At 69.0% G+C, this 20,446-nt stretch carries 30 protein-coding genes; 12 read left to right on the top strand and 18 right to left on the bottom strand.

The genetic code is table 11. The features are described 5' to 3' along the window. Positions 1–9: 9 nt before the first annotated feature. From rpsD to VGD32_RS04340, 10 genes are all read right to left on the bottom strand, one after another. Entirely contained in the window at positions 10–627 is a 618-nt protein-coding gene (gene rpsD / locus VGD32_RS04385) for a 30S ribosomal protein S4 (protein WP_324776938.1), read from the bottom strand. A 147-nt stretch (positions 628–774) separates the two neighbouring features. Beyond that, a complete protein-coding gene (locus tag VGD32_RS04380) occupies positions 775–1,236 on the bottom strand; it encodes a hypothetical protein (protein WP_331030686.1) in 462 nt (153 codons plus the stop codon). 52 nt (positions 1,237–1,288) lie between these two features. Next, positions 1,289–2,221, bottom strand: coding sequence for an MBL fold metallo-hydrolase (locus VGD32_RS04375; protein WP_331030685.1), 933 nt, complete (start codon positions 2,219–2,221; stop codon positions 1,289–1,291). 81 nt (positions 2,222–2,302) lie between these two features. Next, complete coding sequence (locus tag VGD32_RS04370; protein WP_331030684.1) at positions 2,303–2,917, bottom strand: superoxide dismutase; 615 nt, start codon at positions 2,915–2,917, stop codon at positions 2,303–2,305. A 91-nt stretch (positions 2,918–3,008) separates the two neighbouring features. After that, positions 3,009–3,242 (bottom strand): hypothetical protein, encoded by a 234-nt coding sequence (locus VGD32_RS04365; RefSeq protein ID WP_331030683.1) that lies wholly within the window; start codon positions 3,240–3,242, stop codon positions 3,009–3,011. Between the two features lie 20 nt (positions 3,243–3,262). After that, positions 3,263–4,123, bottom strand: a complete 861-nt coding sequence (locus VGD32_RS04360; RefSeq protein WP_331030682.1) for a DUF4350 domain-containing protein — start codon at positions 4,121–4,123, stop codon at positions 3,263–3,265. Between the two features lie 163 nt (positions 4,124–4,286). After that, positions 4,287–5,120, bottom strand: a complete 834-nt coding sequence (fghA, locus tag VGD32_RS04355) for an S-formylglutathione hydrolase (protein ID WP_331030681.1) — start codon at positions 5,118–5,120, stop codon at positions 4,287–4,289. 88 nt (positions 5,121–5,208) lie between these two features. After that, entirely contained in the window at positions 5,209–5,592 is a 384-nt protein-coding gene (locus tag VGD32_RS04350; RefSeq protein WP_331030680.1) for a VOC family protein, read from the bottom strand. A gap of 67 nt (positions 5,593–5,659) precedes the next feature. After that, a complete protein-coding gene (locus VGD32_RS04345; RefSeq protein ID WP_331030679.1) occupies positions 5,660–6,013 on the bottom strand; it encodes a VOC family protein in 354 nt (117 codons plus the stop codon). A gap of 61 nt (positions 6,014–6,074) precedes the next feature. Then, positions 6,075–7,181: an S-(hydroxymethyl)glutathione dehydrogenase/class III alcohol dehydrogenase gene (locus VGD32_RS04340; protein ID WP_331030678.1), complete on the bottom strand. Its 1,107-nt coding sequence runs from the start codon at positions 7,179–7,181 to the stop codon at positions 6,075–6,077. 60 nt (positions 7,182–7,241) lie between these two features. On the opposite strand from VGD32_RS04340, the gene VGD32_RS04335 reads away from it, so the two are divergent. After that, positions 7,242–7,952 (top strand): NAD-dependent deacylase, encoded by a 711-nt coding sequence (locus VGD32_RS04335; RefSeq protein ID WP_331030677.1) that lies wholly within the window; start codon positions 7,242–7,244, stop codon positions 7,950–7,952. 24 nt (positions 7,953–7,976) lie between these two features. Here the strand turns inward: VGD32_RS04335 and VGD32_RS04330 are convergent, their stop codons facing one another. Genes VGD32_RS04330 through VGD32_RS04310 form a run of 5 tightly spaced genes read right to left on the bottom strand, consistent with a single transcriptional unit; the run spans position 7,977 to position 11,330 of the window. After that, the gene (locus VGD32_RS04330; RefSeq protein WP_331030676.1) at positions 7,977–8,750 is read right to left on the bottom strand and encodes an RNA methyltransferase; all 774 of its coding nucleotides are present in this window, start codon (positions 8,748–8,750) and stop codon (positions 7,977–7,979) included. Further along, complete coding sequence (locus VGD32_RS04325) at positions 8,750–8,986, bottom strand: hypothetical protein (RefSeq protein ID WP_331030675.1); 237 nt, start codon at positions 8,984–8,986, stop codon at positions 8,750–8,752. Before VGD32_RS04325 ends, VGD32_RS04330 begins: the two co-directional genes overlap by 1 nt. Next, positions 8,986–10,017 carry a S1/P1 Nuclease gene (locus VGD32_RS04320; RefSeq protein ID WP_331030674.1) on the bottom strand — a complete coding sequence of 344 codons (1,032 nt, stop codon included), beginning with the start codon at positions 10,015–10,017 and terminating at the stop codon, positions 8,986–8,988. Before VGD32_RS04320 ends, VGD32_RS04325 begins: the two co-directional genes overlap by 1 nt. Before the next feature lie 27 nt (positions 10,018–10,044). Next, a complete protein-coding gene (locus VGD32_RS04315; protein WP_331030673.1) occupies positions 10,045–10,719 on the bottom strand; it encodes a nitroreductase family protein in 675 nt (224 codons plus the stop codon). Positions 10,720–10,745: 26 nt separating this feature from the next. Next, the gene (locus VGD32_RS04310) at positions 10,746–11,330 is read right to left on the bottom strand and encodes a glutathione S-transferase family protein (protein WP_331030672.1); all 585 of its coding nucleotides are present in this window, start codon (positions 11,328–11,330) and stop codon (positions 10,746–10,748) included. 217 nt (positions 11,331–11,547) lie between these two features. On the opposite strand from VGD32_RS04310, the gene VGD32_RS04305 reads away from it, so the two are divergent. Together VGD32_RS04305 and VGD32_RS04300 are read left to right on the top strand one after the other, a co-directional pair. Next, positions 11,548–12,159 carry a 3D domain-containing protein gene (locus VGD32_RS04305; RefSeq protein WP_331030671.1) on the top strand — a complete coding sequence of 204 codons (612 nt, stop codon included), beginning with the start codon at positions 11,548–11,550 and terminating at the stop codon, positions 12,157–12,159. 82 nt (positions 12,160–12,241) lie between these two features. Continuing rightward, positions 12,242–12,931: a hypothetical protein gene (locus VGD32_RS04300; protein ID WP_331030670.1), complete on the top strand. Its 690-nt coding sequence runs from the start codon at positions 12,242–12,244 to the stop codon at positions 12,929–12,931. On the opposite strand, the gene VGD32_RS04295 is transcribed toward VGD32_RS04300, so the two are convergent. Further along, positions 12,928–13,251, bottom strand: a complete 324-nt coding sequence (locus VGD32_RS04295; RefSeq protein ID WP_331030669.1) for an Mpo1-like protein — start codon at positions 13,249–13,251, stop codon at positions 12,928–12,930. The genes VGD32_RS04300 and VGD32_RS04295 overlap by 4 nt on opposite strands. A gap of 99 nt (positions 13,252–13,350) precedes the next feature. Here VGD32_RS04295 and VGD32_RS04290 point away from each other — a divergent pair, with 99 nt between their 5' ends. From VGD32_RS04290 to VGD32_RS04260, 7 genes are read left to right on the top strand one after another with little or no spacing between them, the layout of a single operon-like run. After that, a complete protein-coding gene (locus VGD32_RS04290; protein ID WP_331030668.1) occupies positions 13,351–14,067 on the top strand; it encodes a YbhB/YbcL family Raf kinase inhibitor-like protein in 717 nt (238 codons plus the stop codon). A 59-nt stretch (positions 14,068–14,126) separates the two neighbouring features. Further along, on the top strand, positions 14,127–14,960 hold the full coding sequence (locus tag VGD32_RS04285) for a glycoside hydrolase family 16 protein (RefSeq protein WP_331030667.1): 834 nt from the start codon (positions 14,127–14,129) through the stop codon (positions 14,958–14,960). Positions 14,961–15,019: 59 nt separating this feature from the next. After that, a complete protein-coding gene (locus VGD32_RS04280) occupies positions 15,020–15,343 on the top strand; it encodes a metalloregulator ArsR/SmtB family transcription factor (RefSeq protein WP_331030666.1) in 324 nt (107 codons plus the stop codon). Then, positions 15,340–15,771: an SRPBCC domain-containing protein gene (locus tag VGD32_RS04275; protein ID WP_331030665.1), complete on the top strand. Its 432-nt coding sequence runs from the start codon at positions 15,340–15,342 to the stop codon at positions 15,769–15,771. The genes VGD32_RS04280 and VGD32_RS04275 overlap by 4 nt, the downstream gene beginning before the upstream one ends. A gap of 32 nt (positions 15,772–15,803) precedes the next feature. After that, a complete protein-coding gene (locus tag VGD32_RS04270; RefSeq protein ID WP_331030664.1) occupies positions 15,804–16,028 on the top strand; it encodes a hypothetical protein in 225 nt (74 codons plus the stop codon). Further along, positions 16,025–16,447, top strand: a complete 423-nt coding sequence (locus VGD32_RS04265) for a DUF1801 domain-containing protein (RefSeq protein ID WP_331030663.1) — start codon at positions 16,025–16,027, stop codon at positions 16,445–16,447. Before VGD32_RS04270 ends, VGD32_RS04265 begins: the two co-directional genes overlap by 4 nt. Positions 16,448–16,460: 13 nt before the next feature. Next, positions 16,461–16,874: a DUF1801 domain-containing protein gene (locus tag VGD32_RS04260; protein WP_331030662.1), complete on the top strand. Its 414-nt coding sequence runs from the start codon at positions 16,461–16,463 to the stop codon at positions 16,872–16,874. Between the two features lie 15 nt (positions 16,875–16,889). Here the strand turns inward: VGD32_RS04260 and VGD32_RS04255 are convergent, their stop codons facing one another. Next, the gene (locus VGD32_RS04255) at positions 16,890–17,459 is read right to left on the bottom strand and encodes a hypothetical protein (protein WP_331030661.1); all 570 of its coding nucleotides are present in this window, start codon (positions 17,457–17,459) and stop codon (positions 16,890–16,892) included. A 120-nt stretch (positions 17,460–17,579) separates the two neighbouring features. Between VGD32_RS04255 and VGD32_RS04250 the strand changes: the two genes are divergently transcribed. Both VGD32_RS04250 and VGD32_RS04245 read left to right on the top strand, forming a co-directional pair. Then, a complete protein-coding gene (locus tag VGD32_RS04250) occupies positions 17,580–17,789 on the top strand; it encodes a flagellar hook protein FlgE (protein WP_331030660.1) in 210 nt (69 codons plus the stop codon). Between the two features lie 126 nt (positions 17,790–17,915). Then, entirely contained in the window at positions 17,916–18,266 is a 351-nt protein-coding gene (locus VGD32_RS04245) for a DUF1428 domain-containing protein (protein ID WP_331030659.1), read from the top strand. 51 nt (positions 18,267–18,317) lie between these two features. On the opposite strand, the gene rpoD is transcribed toward VGD32_RS04245, so the two are convergent. After that, on the bottom strand, positions 18,318–20,282 hold the full coding sequence (rpoD, locus tag VGD32_RS04240) for an RNA polymerase sigma factor RpoD (protein ID WP_331030658.1): 1,965 nt from the start codon (positions 20,280–20,282) through the stop codon (positions 18,318–18,320). Positions 20,283–20,446: the final 164 nt, after the last annotated feature.

Raw genomic sequence — 20,446 nt, 5'->3', positions numbered from 1 at the left:
GCGTAGCGCTTACGAGGAGTAGTATTCCACGACCAGGTTCGGCTCCATCTTCACCGGGAACGGAACGTCGGCCAGTTCCGGCACGCGGACGTAGCGGACCGAGAAACCGCGGTCGCCCAGCTCGAGGTAGTCGGGCACATCGCGCTCCGACGACTGCTGGGCTTCCAGCACCAGCGCCATCGAGCGGGACTTTTCCTTGACCTCGATGACCTGGCCCGGCTTGACCCGGTACGAGGCGATGTCGACCTTCTTGCCATCGACGGTCACGTGGCCGTGGTTGACGAACTGGCGCGCGGCCCAGGGGGTCGGCACGAATTTGGCGCGGTAGACGATGGCGTCCAGACGCGATTCCAGCAGGCCGATCAGGTTCTCCGAGCTGTTGCCCTTGCGGCGCGCGGCTTCCGCATAGGTCGCGGCGAACTGCTTCTCGGTGATGTTGGCGTAGTAGCCCTTCAGCTTCTGCTTGGCCTTCAGCTGCAGGCCGAAGTCCGAGACTTTCGACTTGCGGCGCTGGCCGTGCTGGCCGGGGCCGTAGGAACGCTTGTTGACCGGGGATTTCGAACGGCCCCAGAGGTTTTCACCCATGGCCCGGTCGAGCTTGTACTTGGCGCTGTGGCGCTTGGACATAAGTCACTCTCTATATGATGCGGCCCGGTCCCTCCCCAACTGGAGGGACGATCTCAACGGCGGTCCACGCATCGTCCGTAGTGGATCACGCAACGCGGCGAGCCGGTGGCGTGAAGGCGGGGCTTATGACGACAGAAGCCGGTCAGGTCAAGGCTCCCGGGCCAGAAGGTCGTTCAGGAACGCCTCCTCCGGGTGCAGGAAGATGCTGTCGATCCGCCACGCTCCATCGTGGCATCCCAGATGCAGTCGGCGATAGACGGTCTCGCCCTCGGCGTTTGTGAACCCCAGACCCATGACGATGTCGTCCACCCCGCTGCGGTTCAGACTGTAGAGTCTGACGTCGGTCACCGCGTCCATGCGGCCGCCTCCGCTCAGCCATTCGCGGGACAATCTCGGGACCTCGCCCCGCTCGCGCCGCCGCTGCTCGTCCGCGAGAGCGGAGGCCAGCGGCTCCGCGAAGAAGCGGGATGCCGGTTCGCCGTCGTCCCCCGTACTCCCGATCATGCCGTTCACCACCGCATAGGCGGCCTGGTCGATGTGCGGCAGGTCGGTTGCGCCGCAGTCCTGGGATGTTCCGATCAGGGCGATGAGGAAGGCGGCCGGATGCATGCCCGGAGGGTCGCCGACCGACGTTCCCCAAGCAAGCGTCAAAATCTGACGCCTATTCTTCCTGGCCCCAGACGAAGCCGTCGTCGCGACGCCGGAACTCACCGAGCCCGGGGAACGGGAAGTGGACCCCATAGATGCGCAGGCTCCCCGAGGCCCCGCGCTCCAGCAGGCCCTGCCGGGTGCGGATCGCGGCCGCGCTGTCGCCGTCCCAGGCGTTGACCAGCTCAGGCCGCTGCACCGACACCAGCGAACTGTGCAGGGCGTCGCCGATATAGAGCAGGCGATCCCGGCCGGAGACGATCTCATAGCCGCTATGCCCCGGCGTATGTCCCTCCAGCGCCACGGCCCGGATCGAGGGCGTCACCTGCGCACCCGGCGCGAACGTCTCCACCTTCGGCGTGATGGCCGCCAGCAGCGGCCCCGCCCCCGCCTCGGCGGCGCCCGCCTTGGCGTACTCCCACTCCGCCGCGCTCATCCTGATCACCGCATTGGGGAAGGCCAGGGCGCCGTCCTTGCCGGCGAGACCGCCGACGTGGTCGCCGTGGGCGTGCGAGATCAGCACGTCCGTGATCTGTCCCGGCTCCACGCCCGCGGCGCGCAAGGAGGCCAGCAGATTGCCCTCCGTGCCCATCTGGCCGCCGGCGCCGGCGTCGATCAGAACCACCCGGTCGCCGTCCCGCACCAGCAAGGGCTGGATCGACAGATGGATCTGGCCCTCCGCCTGTCCGGACGTCGTCAGCAGCGCCGACACTTCGGCGGTGTCGCTCCACGGGCTCATCTCCCGGTCCGCCGCCGGAAAGGTCAGCTCGCCGTCCCGAAGCGCGGCCGCCTGCAGCTCACCGATACGGAAGGTATGAACGTCAGGGTTCGCATCGACCGCCGGCGCTTCAGCTGGCGTCACGGCCTTCTCGGCGGGCGGGGAGCAGGCGCCGAGAACGGCGGCGAGGATGAGGCTGGTCACGGCGAGGCGGGCATAGAAGGTCATGACGACTCCGGCGGTGGCTTGGCTACGCTCAAGCTGGGAAGCCATGGCGCCCGGCGCCACCACCCCGGGCGCCTTTTCGGCTCAGGCCGTCGCCGCCGCGAACAGGTCGTTGGCCTTGTTCCAGTTCACCACGGACCAGAACGCCTTCAGGTAATCCGCCCGGCGGTTCTGGTACTTCAGGTAATAGGCGTGCTCCCAGACGTCGGCGGCCAGCACCACTGCGCCCCGCTCATCCGCCACATCCATCAGCGGATTGTCCTGGTTCGGCGTGGAGGTGACCTTGAGCTTGCCGTCCTGGACGATCAGCCAGGCCCAGCCCGAGCCGAACTGGCCGGCGCCCGCGGCGTTGAAGGCCTCCTTGAACTTGTCCATCCCGCCCAGGTCGCGGTCGATGGCGGCGGCCAGTCCGGCCGACGGTTCGCCGGTCTGGTCCTGCGGCGCGAGCAGCTCCCAGAACAGGCTGTGGTTCCAGTGCCCGCCGCCGTTATTGCGCACGGCCTTCGGGGCCTTCGAGATATGGGCCAACAGGTCTTCCAGCGACTTGCCCTGCAGCGAGGCGTCGGCGTCCACGGCCTCGTTCAGCTTGTCGACATAGGCCTGGTGGTGCTTGTCGTGGTGGAAGGTCATCGTCTCCTTGTCGATGGCCGGCTCCAGCGCGTCATAGGCGTACGGGAGAGGCGGAAGCGTAAAGGCCATGGGGGAGGCTCCTTCGACTGGGATTTCGGGGGAGCCCTCATCTAGGCGCCCAACCGCTGAACCCAAGTCCGGCAGCCGAATTCCGTTCCGGTCACGCCTCGGGCAGATTGGCCTTCAGGCAGTCCCGAACCGCCCGCCGCAGGTCGCCGGACGCCGAGACGAAGTCCACGCCTTCGGCCTCGAACACCGCCCGCGTCGCGGCGTCCAGCCCGTTCGGCAGGGCCGCCAGCACCCGCTTCTCCCCCTTGGGATGCAGGCAGAAGCCGAGCTCGACACAGAGGGCCGCGAACAGGGCGTCGTAAGACTTGTCGGAAACGTCGGTCATGGCCGTCCCATAGCACGGCTTCAGGGCAGCAGGCCGGTCAGCCAGTGCAATATGTTCAACCCGAACCGCGCGTTGCCCGGCGCCGCGTTCATGCCGAAGCGGCGGTCGGCCTGACCGCTCTCCGGCGGAAAGCGGATCAGCTGCGCCGACAGCATCCCGGCCTCGCCCAGCACCACGACCCGTCCCCGACCATGGTCGAAGGCCAAGCCCTGGGCCGGAAGCGCGGGCGCCGACAGCTCCTCCACGGCCTCTGCGGCGCCGGCTCCCGTCTCGCCGGCCTGTTCCAGCCGGCCGGCCAGGGCCTGCAGCGTCGGCAGGTCGCGAGACTCGCGCGCGCCCGCCGGCATCCGCAGCAGCATCGTCGCCCCGGCCGGTCCCTCCAGCGACTGGCCGGTGAACGCCGTCACACCCGTGACCCGTTCGTCGGCGCTCCGCCCCGTCAGGATCGCATGAGCCCCCAACGCCTCGGCCGGATAGACCAGGGTGGTGGTCAGATTGAGCTCGTCAGGCATCGCGAAGGCGTAGCCCGTTCCCATCCTCACCCCGAACCGGGCCGCCAGCGCCTCGGCGGCGGCCCCGAATGGCGTGTGGTCGGCGATCAGCAGCAGCCTGCCGCCGTCCCGCACCCAGGCCTCCAGCGCGGCACCCTCGGCCTCCGTGAACGCCGGCGGCGTCGGCCGCTCGCCGGTCGCGCCCGCATTGGCGATCACCAGCACGTCCACGCCGTCCAGCCCGCCGGCGTCGAACGCCAGCGTTCCGGCCCGTACGCGGTAGCCGTCGGCCCTCAGCAGCGCCGCGAAAGGCGCGTACTGCCCCTCCATGCGATGGAAATTGGCGTGCGCCTCGTCGATCGCGACGACCGGCCCCTGCCCCCCCCGCATACGCCGGCCGCTCTACCGTCGGCCGGAAGTCGGGATCGACCATCTGCTGCTGCGCCACGGCGGGCGCGGCCGCCAGCAAAAGCGCCGAAGCGCCGGCGGCGAAGACGGATCGGAACATGGCGGGCCTCCTCCCATGTGGAGCCGCCACCGTAGCACGTTCGGCTCAGCCCTTAAGCCGCGCCGCATGGAAGGCCACGTGATCGGCGATGAAGCTGGCCATGAAGAAGTAGGAGTGGTCGTACCCCGGCTGCATCCGCAGCGTGACCGCCTGCCCCGCCGCCTCCGCCGCCGCCGCCAGAAGCTCCGGCTTCAGCTGTTCGGCCAGGAACGGATCGGCGTCGCCCTGGTCGATCAGGATGTCGTCGTAACAGCCTGCCCCGACCCCCGCCTCGATCAGGCGCGCCGCGTCATGCTGAGCCCACGCGTCGCGGTCCTCGCCCAGATAGGCCGTGAACGCCTTTTCCCCCCACCGACAGCGGGTCGGTGAGGCGATCGGCGCGAAGGCCGACACCGAACGGAACAGATGCGGATGCCTGAGCGCCAGCGTCAGCGCCCCATGCCCGCCCATCGAATGCCCCGAGATCGACCGTGCCCTCGTGGTCGGGAACTCCGCGTCGACCAGGCCGATCAGCTCGTCGACGACATATCGCTCCATGCAGAAATGCGGCGCCCACGGCGCCTGCGTCGCATCGACATAGAAGCCGGCGCCCTGCCCGAGGTCATACGCCGGATCGTCAGCCACCCCCTCTCCGCGCGGCGAGGTGTCCGGCGCCACGACGATCAGGCCGTGCTCGGCCGCCGGCCCGTAGGCCCCGGCCTTGGTGGTGAAATTATCCTCGGTACAGGTCAGTCCGGACAGCCAGATCAGGACCGGAAACGGCCCCTCCCCCGGCGGAACGAACACCGACAGCGTCATCGCCGTGCCGGTCGCCCGGCTGTCGTGCCTGAGATAGCGCAGCGTTCCGCCGTGGACGGCGTGGGTCTTCAGGGTTTCCATGCCCGCCTCCTACCCCTCTCCCGGAGGGAGAGGGAGGGGTCCGCCGCGCAGCGGTGGGAGGGTGAGGGGTTCCGGTGGAAACCGTGCTCTATCCCATCCGGTGCAGCGCGCAGACCTTGTTGCCGTCCGGATCGCGCAGATAGGCCAGATACAGCTTGCCGAACGCGCCCTCGCGCAGCCCGGGCGGGTCCTCGATCGAGCGCCCGCCGGCCGCCACGCCCGCGTCGTGGAAGGCATGCACCATCTCCGGGGTCTTCGCCGCGAAGCCGATCGTGCCGCCATTGGCGTGGCAGGCGGCCTCGCCGTCGATGGGCTTGCCGACGGCGAAGGCGCCGCGCGCCGTCCGCCACCAGTACCGCCCCTTCGGGTCCGGCCCGCTCGCCGGCTCGAGTCCCAGCGCGCCCAAGGCCGCGTCATAGAATTTGCGCGACGCCTCGACGTCGTTCGCGCCGACGGTGATGTGGGTGAACATGGCGGCCTCCCTGCCGGTGAATCCTCAGTCCGTTTCTTTAACGAACTGACATGGGAAGGCAAGGCCGTCACATGTCACCGGGGTCTTCCGGGTCGGGGAAGAACAGCTGGTTGCCGTCGGGGTCGTCCACGATCAGCACCGGATACCCCCAGCGCCCCCGTGTGAACGCGACGTCGTTCCGGGCGAAGGCGTCGGGCAGGGCCTTCCAGTCGGCCGCGGTCAATTCGATGAACAGCATGCCCATGCCGGTCTTCTCCGGTCGCTGGCTGCTGACGATGATCTCGCACTCGTCGCGATCGACCTGCGCCACCTCGTCGGCGAAGCGCCACTTTTCGCTGAAGCCGAGCTTGCCGACGTAGAAGTCCGCCGCCCGCTGGACGTCGGCCACGAACAGAACGGGACGCGAATACCATTTGCCCATGTCAGGCCTCCCTCCATCGTCGTCCGGGGAGCACGCGGGCCGTCCCCCGGAACGCCTGTCGTCAGAACACCACCACGCTGCGGATGCTCTCCCCCGCATGCATCAGGTCGAAGGCCTCGTTGATCCGCTCCAGCGGCAGGGTGTGGGTGATCATCGGGTCGATCTCGATCTTCCCGTCCATATACCAGTCGACGACCTTCGGCGTATCGGTGCGTCCCCGCGCGCCGCCGAAGGCCGAGCCGCGCCACACCCGGCCGGTGACCAGCTGGAACGGCCGCGTGGCGATCTCCTTGCCCGCCTCGGCCACGCCGATGATGACGCTCTCGCCCCAACCGCGGTGACAGGCCTCCAGCGCCTGGCGCATCACCGTGGTGTTGCCGGTGCAGTCGAAGGTGTAGTCCGCCCCGCCCCCGGTCAGCTCGACCAGATGCGCCACCACGTCCGGCACGTCCCTCGGATTGACGAAATGGGTCATGCCGAAGCGCCGGCCCCACGATTCCTTCGACGGATTGATGTCCACGCCGACGATCATGTCGGCCCCGACCATCTTCAGCCCCTGGATGACGTTCAGCCCGATGCCGCCGAGGCCGAACACCACGCAGTTGGCCCCCGGCTCCACCCGGGCCGTATTGACCACCGCCCCCACGCCCGTGGTGACGCCGCAGCCGACGTAGCAGGCCTTGTCGAACGGCGCGTCCTTGCGGATCTTCGCCACCGCGATCTCCGGCAGGACCGTGAAATTCGAGAAGGTCGAGCAGCCCATATAGTGGGCGATCGCCTGCCCCTTGTAACTGAAGCGCGAGGTGCCGTCGGGCATCAGCCCCTTGCCCTGCGTGCCCCGGATGGCGGTGCACAGGTTGGTCTTGCGGCTCAGGCAGCTTTTACATTGCCGGCACTCGGGCGTGTACAGCGGGATCACATGGTCCCCCACCGCGACCGAGGTCACCCCCGGCCCGACCTCGACCACCACACCGGCGCCCTCGTGCCCGAGGATCGACGGGAAGATCCCCTCGCTGTCCAGACCGTCCAGCGTATAGGCGTCGGTGTGGCAGATGCCCGTCGCCTTGATCTCGACCAGCACCTCCCCGGCGCGCGGCCCCTCCAGATCGAGCTCGACGATCTCCAGCGGCTTTTTGGCCTCAAAGGCGACGGCGGCGCGGGTTTTCATGGGCGAGGCTCCGGTGCGTTGCCGCTCTTCTAGGACAGACCGCCGATGCTATGGAACCGCATGGCGCACCGAAACCTCGTCGTCCTCACCGGCTCCGGTATCTCCGCCGAGTCCGGCGTGCCCACCTTCCGGGCCGCCGACGGCCTGTGGATGGGCCATCGCGTCGAGGACGTGGCGACGCCCCAGGCCTTCGCCCGCGACCCGGCCCTGGTGCAGGACTTCTACAATCGCCGCCGCCGCCAGCTCGCGGATGTTCACCCGAACACCGCCCACCACGCCCTCGCCGACCTCGCCGCCCGCTGGGAGGGCGATTTCCTGCTGGTCACCCAGAACGTCGACGACCTGCACGACCGCGCCCATGCCGAGACGCCGCCGGCCTCCGGCTTCGAACTGATCCACATGCACGGCGAACTGCTCAAGGCGCAGTGCACGGCCACCGGCCGCGTTTGCGACTGGCCCGTCGACCTCGCCGCCGTCGAGCCCTCGCCTTTCCACCCCGTCGGCCGCCTGCGCCCGCACATCGTCTGGTTTGGCGAATTTCCGCTGCACATGGACCGGATCGAGGCCGCCCTCGCCCGCTGCGACCTGTTCGTCTCGATCGGCACCTCAGGCGCCGTCCATCCCGCCGCCGGCTTCGTCCAGCTCGCCAACCACGCCGGCGCCCGGACGGTCGAGCTCAACCTTGAGCCGTCGCTCGGCAGCCGCCTGTTCGATGAGACGCGCTACGGTCCGGCGACCGACGTGGTGCCGCAGTTTTGTGGGCAGCTCTAGCGTCCCTCTCCCGGCGGGAGAGGGTTACTTCTCAGCCGCCTTCTTCGCCGCCAGCTTGGCCAGCACCCGGCCGCGCCCTTTGGCCAGCGCGTGGATCACGCCCCTGAACGTCGCCACCTCCTGCTCCGAGAACCCGGCCCGGCCCAGCATCACCCGCAGATTCTGGCTCATGGACCGCTTCTTTTCCGGCGGATGGAAGAAGCCGCCCTCGTCCAGCTCCTTCTCCAGATGCTCGTACATCCCGACCAGCAGCTCGTTGGACGCCGGCGGATCGCCCTCCCGGAACCGCGGAGGGGGCGCGTCGAGGATCAGGGTGCGCCACTCATAGGCATTGATCGCCACCGCCTGCGCCAGGTTCAGTGAATGGTGCTTCGGGTCGATCGGGATGGTGACGATCCCCTGCGTCAGCGCGATGTCTGTGGTCTCCAGCCCGGCCCGCTCGCCCCCGAACAGCAGCCCGACGGTCAGCCCCGAGGCCCGGTCGTCGTAGAGCAGCCGCATCGACTCTCGCGGCGTGCGCACCGGCATCCGCGTCTCGCGCGGGCGGGCCGTGGTCGAGAATACGGTGTTCAGGTCGGCGACGGCCTCGGCCACCGTGTCGAACACCCTGACCCCGTCCAGCACCCAGTCGGCCCCCGAGGCCGTGGCCCAGGCCCGGTCCTGCGGCCAGCCGTCGCGCGGGGCGACCAGCCTCAGCTCGGACAGGCCGAAATTGGCCATCACCCGCGCCACAGCGCCGATGTTGTCGGCCAGCTGCGGCTTGTCGAGGATGATGACGGGCGGTGCAGGATCGGACATCAGAGGGGAGCCGGACCCTTGCCCGTGACTGCGCGTACCGCCTCGAGCCAATCCGACATCATGGCCGGGTCCATGGTGATGCCATCGGAGGATAGCGCCATGCCGCCCAGAAGCATGGCGATCTGGTCATCCGACTTGCCACCCCGCTCCCAGTAGCTGTCGAGAAAGCGGAACATGCATTGGTAGGCCTCCCTGATGGAAAGCTCCTGAACGCCCAATGTATCCGTGACCGTCATCAGTCGTCGCCGTACATGGCCAGCCACGGGTCGGCCGTCCCCGCCTCGACCTCGGCCACCTTGACCTTGGGCCAGCCGATCTCGTCGTCCGCCGAGTCCCGCCACGCCAGAATGAACAGGTCGCGCAGTTCGGCCGCCCCCGCCGCTAGCCGCGCCGTCACGAAGGCGCCGCCGCGCGCGTCGCTCTCGCCGAAGCCGCCCGCCTTCTCCAGCTGATAGAACGGCAGCACCTCGGCCAGCGTGGTCTTCAGATAGGCGGGCACGCGCGCGCGCAGATCGAATCCGTCCAGCCGGGGCGCCGCCATCGCCGCCTCGACCGCGTCCAGCCGCGCCACCCGCGCCGTGAACGCCCCCTCGAACGCGCCGTGCGTCTGCCGCGAGGTGGTGAAGCCCTCCGGGTTCGGAACGTCCCGCGACCAGCCGTTGTAGTGGATCGTCGTATGGTGCGGCTGGCTGCCGTCGCCGACGTAATGTCCCAGATAGCCCATGTCGCGCAGGATCAGCGCCTCGCGCCGCAGCCGGTCCTCGCGGTACCAGGCGCGCTTGCCGGGGTCGCTCTCGCGCGCCTCGGCGGCGTTCAAGACCCGCCAGGTGGCGAAGTCGCGCACCAGCTGCTGATAGCCGTCCATGATGGCGTAGGGCAGGTAGCCGGCGTCGTCGACGTCGAGTCCGGCCGCGACCAGGGCCGCGTCATACTCCGACTTCAGCCGCGGCAGGGCGTCGATCGACGGCCCGGCGGCAGTGATCACCCGTCCGCCGTCGTCCATGTCGATGAAGTGCGCGGTGTCGCGCTCGCGGTCGTGCGGCTGGCCGCCACCCTTGGTGCGATCCGGCTCGCGCGCCAGCTCGCCGACCTCGGCCGCGGCCCCCGGCGTACGCAGGAAGGCCGGCAGCTCATCCGTCAGGCCACGCACGGCGGCGACCCCGATCAGCCGGTGGCCCGTATTGCCCCAGGCGGAAACCAGGGCGGGAACCGACAGGGTGGCGACGCCCAGCGTCAGGGCGGACAGGGCGATGGCGAGGCGCTTCATGGCGAACTCCAAAAGGAACGCCGTCGGTTAAATCCACGCTGCGATGGCGTCCAGCGGCTTCTTGTCCAGCGCCGCGGTCGGCACGGTCGCACCTTCGGCTGGATGCCCCGCAACCAGCAACAGGAAGGGCTTCTCCCCCGCTGGCCGGCCGCAGATCTCGCCGAGGAAACTCATCGGGGCCGGGGTGTGGGTCAGGGTCGCCAGTCCGGCAGAATGCAGGGCCGCGATCAGAAAGCCGGTCGCGATGCCGACGCTCTCGGTGACGTAGTAGTTCTTCCGGTCGTCACCCGGCCTCGGCCCGCCGCGCTTCTGGCCGAAGACGGCGATGAGCACCGGCGCCACCTCCAGGAAGCCCTTGTCGGGGTCGGTGCCCAGCGGCGCCAGCGCATCCAGCCACTCCTGCGGGGCCTTGGTCGCGTAGAATTCCCGTTCCTCGGCCTCGGCCGCCGCGCGGATGCGGGCCCGGGCCTCAGGGCTTTCGATGACGCTGAAGAACCAGGGCTGGTGGTTGGCTCCCGACGGCGCCGATCCGGCCGTCAGCAGCGCCTGCTCGACCACCGCCCGCTCGACCGGCCGGTCGGAGAATTCCCGCACCGTCCGGCGACCGGCCATCAGCGTGCGGAAGGCGGTCGCCCTCGCCAGCCGCCGGGCGTCGTCCATGGACTCATAGCCCGTCAGAGGCTGGCAGGGATGATCGCGCATGCGGCCTCCGGATTCGCCCCGCAGGCTTAGCTTATGCCGAACGCCGCCTCCACCCGCCCGATCCACCGCCGGATCGCCGGGAACGACCCAAGGTCGAAGCCGCCCTCGTGCGCCCACCGGGTGTAGGCGACCAGCGCCAGATCGGCCAGCGTCGGCCCGTCCCCGACCAGCCAGTCCGCCTGCGTCAGCGCCGCCTCCATCCGCGCCAGCGCCGCCTCACCCCGCTCCATCAGCCGCGGCTCGATCTCGGAGGCCGGCTTGCCCAGGAAGGCCCGCTGGAACCGGACGACAGCGATATAGGGTTCGTGGCTGTACTGCTCCCAGAACAGCCACTCGTACATCTTCGCCCGGTCCCACGGATCGGCCGGCACATACGCCGTGCCCTCGCCGAGATAGCCGATGATGGCGTTGGACTGCGCCAGCGCCCGACCGTCCCCGAACAGCACCGCCGGAACCTGTCCGGCCGGATTCATCTCGAGGAATTCTGTGGACCGCGTACGGCCCGACATGACGTCGGTTTCGGCCCAGCGATAATCATGGCCGAGTCGATCCAGCAACCACTTGACCTTCAAACAGTTTCCGGAGCGAACATCTCCATAGACAGTAAGCATCTCGCCTCAGCAAAGTGTTTCTGATCTGCGAATACAGCTTACAGGTTCGGGCCGGTTGGCCAAACGAGATTCGGCTTAACCATCACAAGCCCCACTTATCCACCGTTCGACCGGACAGGAGGTCGCACTCGGGCTGGAATGTCTGGTTTTCGCCGCATTTGTTGACGACAAGCCCCCCGCCGGACGGACAGGGGCCGGCGCCTACGCGAGTCGAATCATGCTCGGCAGTGCCGCTGCGTTCGCCCTTTTCTGGGCGATGGCCTTCCCCGCCCATGCGGCGGTTCAGGGTGATCCCGTATCCTACGAAGCCGCGGTCGCAGCCGATCCGGTCGTGGAATCAACGGAGGCCCCGGAGGAAGGTTCCGACAGCGGCATGGCGGGCCTGAACCCCGAACAGCAGGCGCTGATGGAAGCGGACCCGCGCTGGACCGCCCGCGTCAACCTCTACCATGCGGGCGGCGGCGGAGCGACGGGCAACGACAGCCTCGGCTGCCGGCCGATTCCCATGCGCACCATCGCCACGGACCCGCGCTACATCCCCCGCCGCACCCGTCTGTTCATTCCCGAGACGGTCGGCATGCGCATGCCCGACGGCACGCTGCACGACGGCTACTGGTACGCCTCGGACACCGGCGGCGCGATCAAGGGGCAGAAGATCGACCTCTACACCGGTCACGGACGCGGTTCGATGCAGCCGGCCATGCGCTTTAACCAGCGCCGCCTGACGCTCGTCGACGCCGGGCGTTTCGACGGCTGTCCGCCGTCGTGGGACGCCCAGCCCAGCCAGACCCTGATGGCCTCGGCCGGAACGGACGCCGGTTCGCGCTAGAGTCCGGCGGGCGGCCCCGCCTCTGACCGATTGCCGTTCTGCGAAACGGGCGTAGTCTTCTCCCCGATCGAGGGAGGGGCCGATGAGACTCGCCAACCTGTTCGCCGCCGCCGCTGCGCTCGCCGCGGCCACCGCCGCCGCGTCCCAGACCGCTGCGCCCACCGCTCCAATGACCGAGCGAACCGACCGCATCGGCCTCGAGGGCCGGCGCGGCCCCAGCCTGTTCCGCCCCGGATTCGCCGTGGCCGAATACGTTGGCTCGGCGACGTCCCGCAGTTCCAGCAGCCGTCTGCCGTGGCAGTCGCGCGACATGGCCCGGGCCGAGTTCGATCTTTCGACATCCGCCGGAACGGTCGAGGGGGATTGTGGCGGCGGCCAGAGCCATCGTCAGATCCTCTGGATCACCTTCGACCGCGAGCCCCTGTCGTATGAATGCCAGTACGGCGGGGCGGCGCCCGCCGGCGCGCGGCTCACCCTGGCCCTCTCGCGCGGCAGCCTTCTCGGCCGGCTGCAGCAGCCCCAGCGCGCCGGTGAGTTCGTCTGGGGCGATATCGTCCTGCGCGCCGAGACGAAGCGGATCGGCGGCCTGCCCTTCGGCGGCGGCCGGGTCATGGGCTACGTCTTCACGCGGGACGGCGTCGAAATCGGGGGCCTCGACCTCAACGGCTTCCGCCCGACCTTCTACCTGCCGCGCGCAGGCTCGCCGGATCGCGACGCCGCCGCCGTCCTCGCCGTCAGCCTGTTCGCCTTCCAGGACCCGGGGCGCGGCTAGAACCGTCGCCGGCCGGTCACCGTCTCGAAAAACATCCGCCAATCGCCCATCAGGCTCCACAGCGGATATCTGAACGTGGCCGGCCGGTTCTTCTCGAAGAAGAAATGCCCCACCCAGGCGAAGCCGTAGCCGACCAGCGGCATGGCCAGCAGCCACCAGGGGTTCCGCGTCGCGATCGCCACCGCCAGCACCACCAGCACCAGCGCCGACCCGACCACATGAATGCGGCGGCACGTCCGGTTGGAGTGCTCGTGGATGTAATGCGGATAGAAGGCGGAAAAGCTCTGGAAGCGTCCGCCCGCCGGCTCCTGAATGCTCATGCGCCCGACGATGACTCCGCCGCCCGCGCGCCGCAAGGGCGTGTCCGGCGCCGAACCTTCCGGGCCCTGCGCGGTTCTCCCGGCAAAGGAGTCTCCGCCATGGCCCAGCATCAAAAACCCGAGCATTCCGGCGCCGCCATCACCTCCCTCAAGGTTCAGCCCTACCAGTCCGCCGCCATCATCGTGACCTCGCCGGCCATCGACGCCGACGGCTGGCTCTCCGCGGACCATTCGCAGGCCGGCGACGAGACCTCGCCACCCGTGTCGTGGAGCGGTCCGCTCGAGGTCGTGACCTGGGCCCTGGTGGTCGAGGATCCGGACGCCCCGCGCGACGAGCCGGCGCTCCACTGGCTGGTGTGGAACATCCCGGGCGCCTGGACCAGCCTGCCCGCCAACCTGGACAAGACCGCCCACCCGGAGGGCGGCCACGATCTGGTCCAGGGCCTCAACAGCCGCGGCCGGCCCGGCTGGCTCGGCATGGCGCCGCCGCAGGGGCACGGCCCGCACCGGTATTATTTCCAGCTCTTCGGTCTCGACCGCCATCTCGACCTGGCCGAGGACATTCCGCTGGTCGAGTTCGTCAATGTGCTGCGGAGCGCCACCATCGCCCGGGGCGAACTGGTCGGCCGGTTCGAGAACCCGCACCCGACCCTCGACGCGCCCTCGACCGCACGCACCGGCGCCTACGGCCGCGACGAAGGCGCGCCACGAGCGCCGACCGACGCAGAGGCCCGCGCCGGGCGCGGCGGGCTTGATCGCGACGATCCCGACCGCCACGCGCCGCACGACCCCGACCGCGTGGTTCGCCCCCGCTGAGTCCGGACTGTCACCATCCGTGATCCCCGGCGCCGGCGGTGCGAGGCTAACGTCGCCGGATGCGCCTCACACTGCTCGTCCCGCTCCTGCTCGCCGCTCCGGCCGCGGCCCAGACCCCCGCCGCCGAAGGCCCGTCCGGTCACCACCTCGTCTGGGCCGACGAGTTCGAGCGCGACGGCCTGCCCGATCCGGCCCTGTGGACCTACGACACCCAGGCCAACCGCACCGGCTGGTACAATAACGAGCGCCAGTATTACGCCGCCGACCGGCTGGAGAACGCCCGGGTCGAAGATGGCCGCCTGATCATCGAGGCCCGCCGCGAGCGGCTCGAGACCGCCGCCGACTGGGGCGGCCAGGACTACACCTCCGCCCGCATGCTCAGCCGCGAGGGCTGGACCTACGGCGTGTTCGAGGCCCGCGCGAAACTTCCCTGCGGCCGCGGGACCTGGCCGGCGGTCTGGATGCTGCCGGTCGACCTCCAGGACTGGCCGGGCGACGGCGAGATCGACATCATGGAGCACGTCGGCCACCGTCCGGGCGTCGTGCACGGCACCGTTCACACCGGCCGCTACAATCACGTCGCCAGGACCCAGCGCGGAGCGGAGATCGCCGTCCCCGACGCCTGTGAGGCCTTCCACATCTACCAGGTCCGCTGGACCCCGGACACCGTCGACTTCATGCTCGACGGCCGGCCGTACTTCAGCTTCCCGAACGAGCGCACCGACCGCGACGCCTGGCCGTTCGACCGCCCCTTCCGGCTCATCCTCAACGTCGCTGTCGGCGGCGACTGGGGCGGAGCCGAGGGCGTCGACGACGCCGCCCTGCCGCAACGGCTGGAGATCGACTGGGTCCGCGTCTGGCGCCCCGATCAGACCGGACCCGCCGGCCGTTGACTTACCCATAGCCATCTGGTTATACGTCGACCCATAGCCCAACGGTTATCGGTTCCCGGATGCAACACGCCCCCGACCTGCTGTTCAGAACGCTCGCCGATCCCACCCGCCGGGGGATCTTCGAGCAGCTGTGTCGAGAGGGTGAGCAGACTGTCGGGGCCCTGACCGTCTCCGCGGGGATTTCGCAGCCGGCTGTCTCGAAGCATCTCGGGGTTCTGAAACAGGCCGGGCTGGTGCGCGACCGTCCCGCCGGCCGCCAGACCCACTACAGCGCCCAGCTCGACGCCCTCGCCCCGCTCGCCGACTGGACCAGCCGGATGACCGGCTTCTGGGACGCCCGCGTCGACCGTCTCGAAGACCTGCTCAAAAGGATGGACCAATGACCGATGCCTCGACCCGGACGCGCTCCGTCGTCGTCGAACGGGAGATCGCCTGGCCCCCCGAGAAGATCTGGCGCGCCCTGACCCAGCCCCACCTGATCGAGGAATGGCTGATGAAGAACGACTTCAAACCGGCGGTGGGCCACAGTTTCCAGCTTCGGGGCGACTGGGGCGGCGTGCTGGACTGCGAGGTCCTGGCCGTCGAACCGAACCGCACCCTGTCCTACACCTGGAACCATGCTCACGATGATCCGGCCTTCAACCTGGAAAGCGTCGTGACCTTCACCCTCACCCCGACGCCCGCCGGCACGCACCTGCGCGTCGAACAGGCCGGCTTCCGGCCCGACCAGCGCCAGGCCTTCGGCGGCGCCATGGCCGGCTGGCCGCGCTTCCTTGAGAAGCTGGAAGAGATCGTGGCCGGCGCGGACTGACCCCGCCCAATCCCCATCGCAAGGAGGTCCCCATGAACTGGAGCTCAGGCATACGGCAGGCCCACCGCTGGATCGCCATGGCCTTCACCGTCCTGGTCGCCGGCATCTTCATCACCCTCGGCATGGGCCGGCCGCCCCCCGAATGGGTGTACTACCTGCCGCTGTTCCCGCTCGCCCTGCTGACGCTCAGCGGCCTGTACATGTTCTTCCTGCCCTACGCCCTCCGGCGGAGGGGTGGGCGCGAGGCGGCCCGATGACCGGCGGCAAGGCGGGGCGGCCCGTCCTCCTCTCCGGCGGCAACCCGCAGATTCCCAAGGGCTACGGCGACGCCCCTGTGCAGGCCTGGATCGCGGCCGCACCGGGCTGGAAGGGCGAGGTCGCGCGCCGGCTCGACGCCCTGATCGGACGCACCGTCCCCGGCGTCAGGAAGGGCGTCAAATGGAACACGCCGATGTACGGCGTCGAGGAGGGGACGTGGTTCATGAGCTTCCACGCCTTCGACCGCTATCTGAAGCTGGCCTTCTTCCGCGGCTCCGCGCTCGATCCCCTCCCGCCCGTCGGCTCGAAGCACAAGGACGTGCGCTATTTCCACATCCACGAAGACGACACGATCGACGAGGCCGGACTCGCCGACTGGATTGGGCAGGCCAGCCGCCTCCCCGGCGAGCGCATGTGAGCGGAGACACGCCATGAGGAAGTCAGATATCGATCCCGCAGAGGCCGGCCTTCCCGCCCCGCAGCGGATCGACGCGAAGATCGCGGCTCTCGGCGACTGGCGCGGCGAGACCCTCGCCCGCATCCGCGCGATCATCCACGAGGCGGACCCCCACGTGGTCGAGACGGTCAAATGGGGCGGCGTCCCGGTCTGGGAGCATGCCGGCATCCTCACCACCGGCGAGACCTACAAGGCCGCCGTCAAGATGACCTTCGCCAGGGGCGCCGCCCTGCCCGATCCCTCCGGCCTGTTCAACTCCAGCCTCGAGGGCTCGACCCGCCGCGCCATAGACTTCCACCAGGGCGACCCGATCGACGCCGAGGCCCTCAAGGCCCTGATCCGCGCCGCCGTGGCGCAGAACCTCGCCGGCAAGTCGTCGCGCGCCTGAATCCGGGCCGGGGCCTCAGCTCTCCGTCGCCGGCTCCGGCCCCAGCAGCCGCTTCAGCATCGGCCACACCTTCGCCAGCGCCGACAGGAAGCCGACCAGGGTCGACACCCACTGGAAGGCGCTCCACACCCAGCCGAACAGGTCCCCGTCGCCCAGCGCCTGCCCGATCGGAAACAGCACCCGCGACACGCCGATCTGGAAGCCCGCATAGGCTTCCGAATACTCGATCGAACGGTCGGCGAAGAAGGCGATCGCCACCGCCGCCGACACCGGCGCCCACAGCAGCGGCAACACCAGCAACCCGGCCAGCAGCAGCACCAGCAGCTTCGTTCCCACCGTCTCGCGCGACATCAGGCTGGCGACCACTCCCGCCCCGAGCGTCAGCGCCGTCAGCGCCAGCCCGACCGGCAGCACCGCGTCCGCCGCCGCCATCAGATCGGCGAACCACAGCCCGACGAGGATCGCGGTTCCCGACAGCAGGAAGGCGGATACCCAGACGGCGGCGTACTGCCCCAGGCGGCGTTTCAGGTGGGCGAGGCTGACCATGGCGACCGTCCCGTTGGCGCGATCCGGAGCGACAGCCAATCATGTCCGGCCCGGCCTGTCGATTCAGCGAACGGTGATCGCGCGGCCTGTTCACCAGTTTTGTTGGCGCGGCCTTCAGCGTCCCGCCCCAGTCTGCCGCGAGCCCCCGGGAGACGCTCCATGCAGGCCCACGCCATAGCCGCCGCCGGCATCGCCGCCGCCTCAGCCCGTTTCGAGGCCAGCGCACGGCGCACCGCCGCCGAACCGCTCGCCGACCTGGCCGGCGAAACCGTCGAACGCATCGGCGCCCGGATCGCTCTCGAAGCCAACGTCTCTGTCCTCAGGACCGCCGACGAGATGACCGGGACCCTGCTGGACATTCTGGCCTGACCGCTGTTCCCTGCCCCCGCTTCAAGTCGCGACGGACCGCGTCCCGAGCGTCAGTCTCCACCCCGGGCCCAAGCAGGCGAGCCACCGCGTCGCGCGCATCAGCCCCCAAAATGCGGAGCGTAAAACATGTCCTGGATCACCGGCTTCCTCATCCCTGTGCCGGCCGCCAAGAAGGAGGCCTACATCGAGTCAGCCCGCAAATCCTGGCCGCTGTTCCAGAAATACGGGGCCGTCGAACAGGTCGAGACCTGGGGCGAGGACGTCCCGCCCGGCAAGGTCACCGGCTTCGACCTGGCCGTGAAGCTCGAACCCGACGAAGCCGTCGTCTTCTCCTGGCTGCGCTGGCCCGACCGCGCCACCGCCGACAAATGCTTCGCCGAGATGATGAACGACCCCGACTTCGACGGCATGGACATGCCCTTCGACGGCAAGCGCATGATGTGGGCCGGCTTCGCCCCCATCTTCGAAGGAAAGTAGACCGGCCAGAACGAAGAAGGGCGGCTCCGCCGGGAGCCGCCCTGTGTCGTATCAGCTGTCCAGGAAGCTCCGCAGCTTCCGGCTGCGGCTCGGATGCTTCAGCTTCCTCAGCGCCTTGGCCTCGATCTGGCGGATGCGTTCGCGGGTGACCGAGAACTGCTGGCCGACCTCTTCCAGGGTATGGTCCGTGTTCATGCCGATGCCGAAGCGCATGCGCAGCACCCGCTCCTCGCGCGGCGTCAGGCTGGCCAGAACCCGCGTCGTAGTCTCGCGCAGGTTCGACTGGATGGCGGCGTCGATCGGCAGGACGGCGTTCTTGTCCTCGATGAAGTCGCCCAGATGGCTGTCTTCCTCGTCGCCAATCGGCGTCTCGAGGCTGATCGGCTCCTTGGCGATCTTGAGGACCTTGCGGACCTTCTCCAGCGGCATAGCCAGCTTCTCGGCCAGCTCCTCCGGGGTCGGCTCGCGGCCGATCTCGTGCAGCATCTGGCGGCTGGTGCGGACGATCTTGTTGATCGTCTCGATCATGTGCACCGGGATGCGGATGGTGCGCGCCTGGTCGGCGATCGAGCGGGTGATGGCCTGACGGATCCACCAGGTGGCGTAGGTCGAGAACTTGTAGCCGCGGCGGTACTCGAACTTGTCGACCGCCTTCATCAGGCCGATGTTGCCCTCCTGGATCAGGTCCAGGAACTGCAGGCCGCGGTTGGTGTATTTCTTGGCGATGGAGATGACGAGGCGCAGATTGGCCTCGACCATTTCCTTCTTGGCCTGGCGGGCCTCGCGCTCGCCCTTCTGCACCGTCTGGACGATGCGGCGATAGTCGTCGATCGGCAGGCCGGCCTCGGTGGCCACGGCGGCGACGTCGCCGCGGATCTGGGCGATCTGGGCGGCCTCGTTCTCGCTGAACTTGGTCCAGCGCACGCCCATCTCCTTGATCCGGTCCGACCAGGTCGGGTCCAGCTCGGCGCCGAAATAGGCCTTGAGGAATTCGGGGCGCGAGATGCCGTAGCTGTCGGCGAGGCGCAGCAGCCGGCCTTCCAGCCCCATCAGCCGCTTGTTGATCGCATAGAGCTGCTCGACCAGCGCCTCGATGCGGTTGTTGTTCAGCTTCATCGTCTTCAGGCGGCCGGAGATGGTCGCCGTCAGGGCATCATAGGCCTTCTGCTCCTTGGCGTTGAGGACCTCGCCCTTCAGACGGGCCTCGACCAGCTTGTCCTGCAGCTTGCGGAAGGCGCCGAAGTCGCCGGCGATGGCGTCCAGCACTTCCATGACGCCGTCGCGCAGCTCGGCCTCGAGCGCCGAGATCGACATGCCGCCGCCGTCGTCGAAGTCCTCGTCCTCCTCGTCGTCCTCGGACTTCTCGGCCGCGCCTTCCTCGGACGCCGCCGCCTCCTTGGCCTCCGGCGAGCCGGGCACGGGCTGCGGCGGCTGATTGTGCGGCAGGGACGACGGGTTGAGCACGCCGTAGGTGGCGTCCAGGTCGATGACCTCACGCAGCAGGATGCGGTTGTTGGCCAGCTCGTCGCGCCAGACCATGATCGCTTCAAAGGTCAGGGCGCTCTCGCACAGACCCGAGATCATTGCATCGCGGCCGGCCTCGATGCGCTTGGCGATGGCGATCTCGCCCTCGCGGCTGAGCAGCTCGACCGAGCCCATCTCGCGCAGATACATCCGCACCGGATCGTCGGTCCGGTCATAGGCGGCCTTGGCCGGCGTCTCGGCGACAGACGTCTCGGCGGCGGCGGCGACTTCGCCGCCCTCGCCTTCCTTCGGCTCGGCGTCCTCCTCGGCCTCGACGACGTTGACGCCCATCTCGGACAGCATCGCCAGCGTGTCCTCGATGGCGTCGGGCGTGACCTCCTCCGAGGGCAGGACCTTGTTCAGGTCCTCCATCGTCACATAGCCGCGCGCCTTCGCCTGCTTGATGAATTTCTTGACGCCGGCGTCGGTGAGGTCGAGCAGCGGGCCGTCGCTCTGGGCTTCGGCTTCCTGCGTCTCGGTCTGCGCACTCATTCAGTCTGTCTCCGGGGCGGAGGGCTGATCAGGCCGTCCGCCAATACAACGTGTGGCGGGGTCGTTTGTTACGAACCCGCGCTGTCTTCCCATATTTCGCCGGTTTTGATCGCGCGACGCAGGACGTCGCGCTCGGCCTTCAGCCGGCGAAACGCCTCGTCCTG

It is taken from the genome of Brevundimonas sp., from assembly GCF_036402095.1.
GTDB lineage: Bacteria > Pseudomonadota > Alphaproteobacteria > Caulobacterales > Caulobacteraceae > Brevundimonas.
The sequence above is the reverse complement of the archived record's forward strand: the minus strand, read 5'-3'. Positions and strand labels throughout refer to the sequence as shown.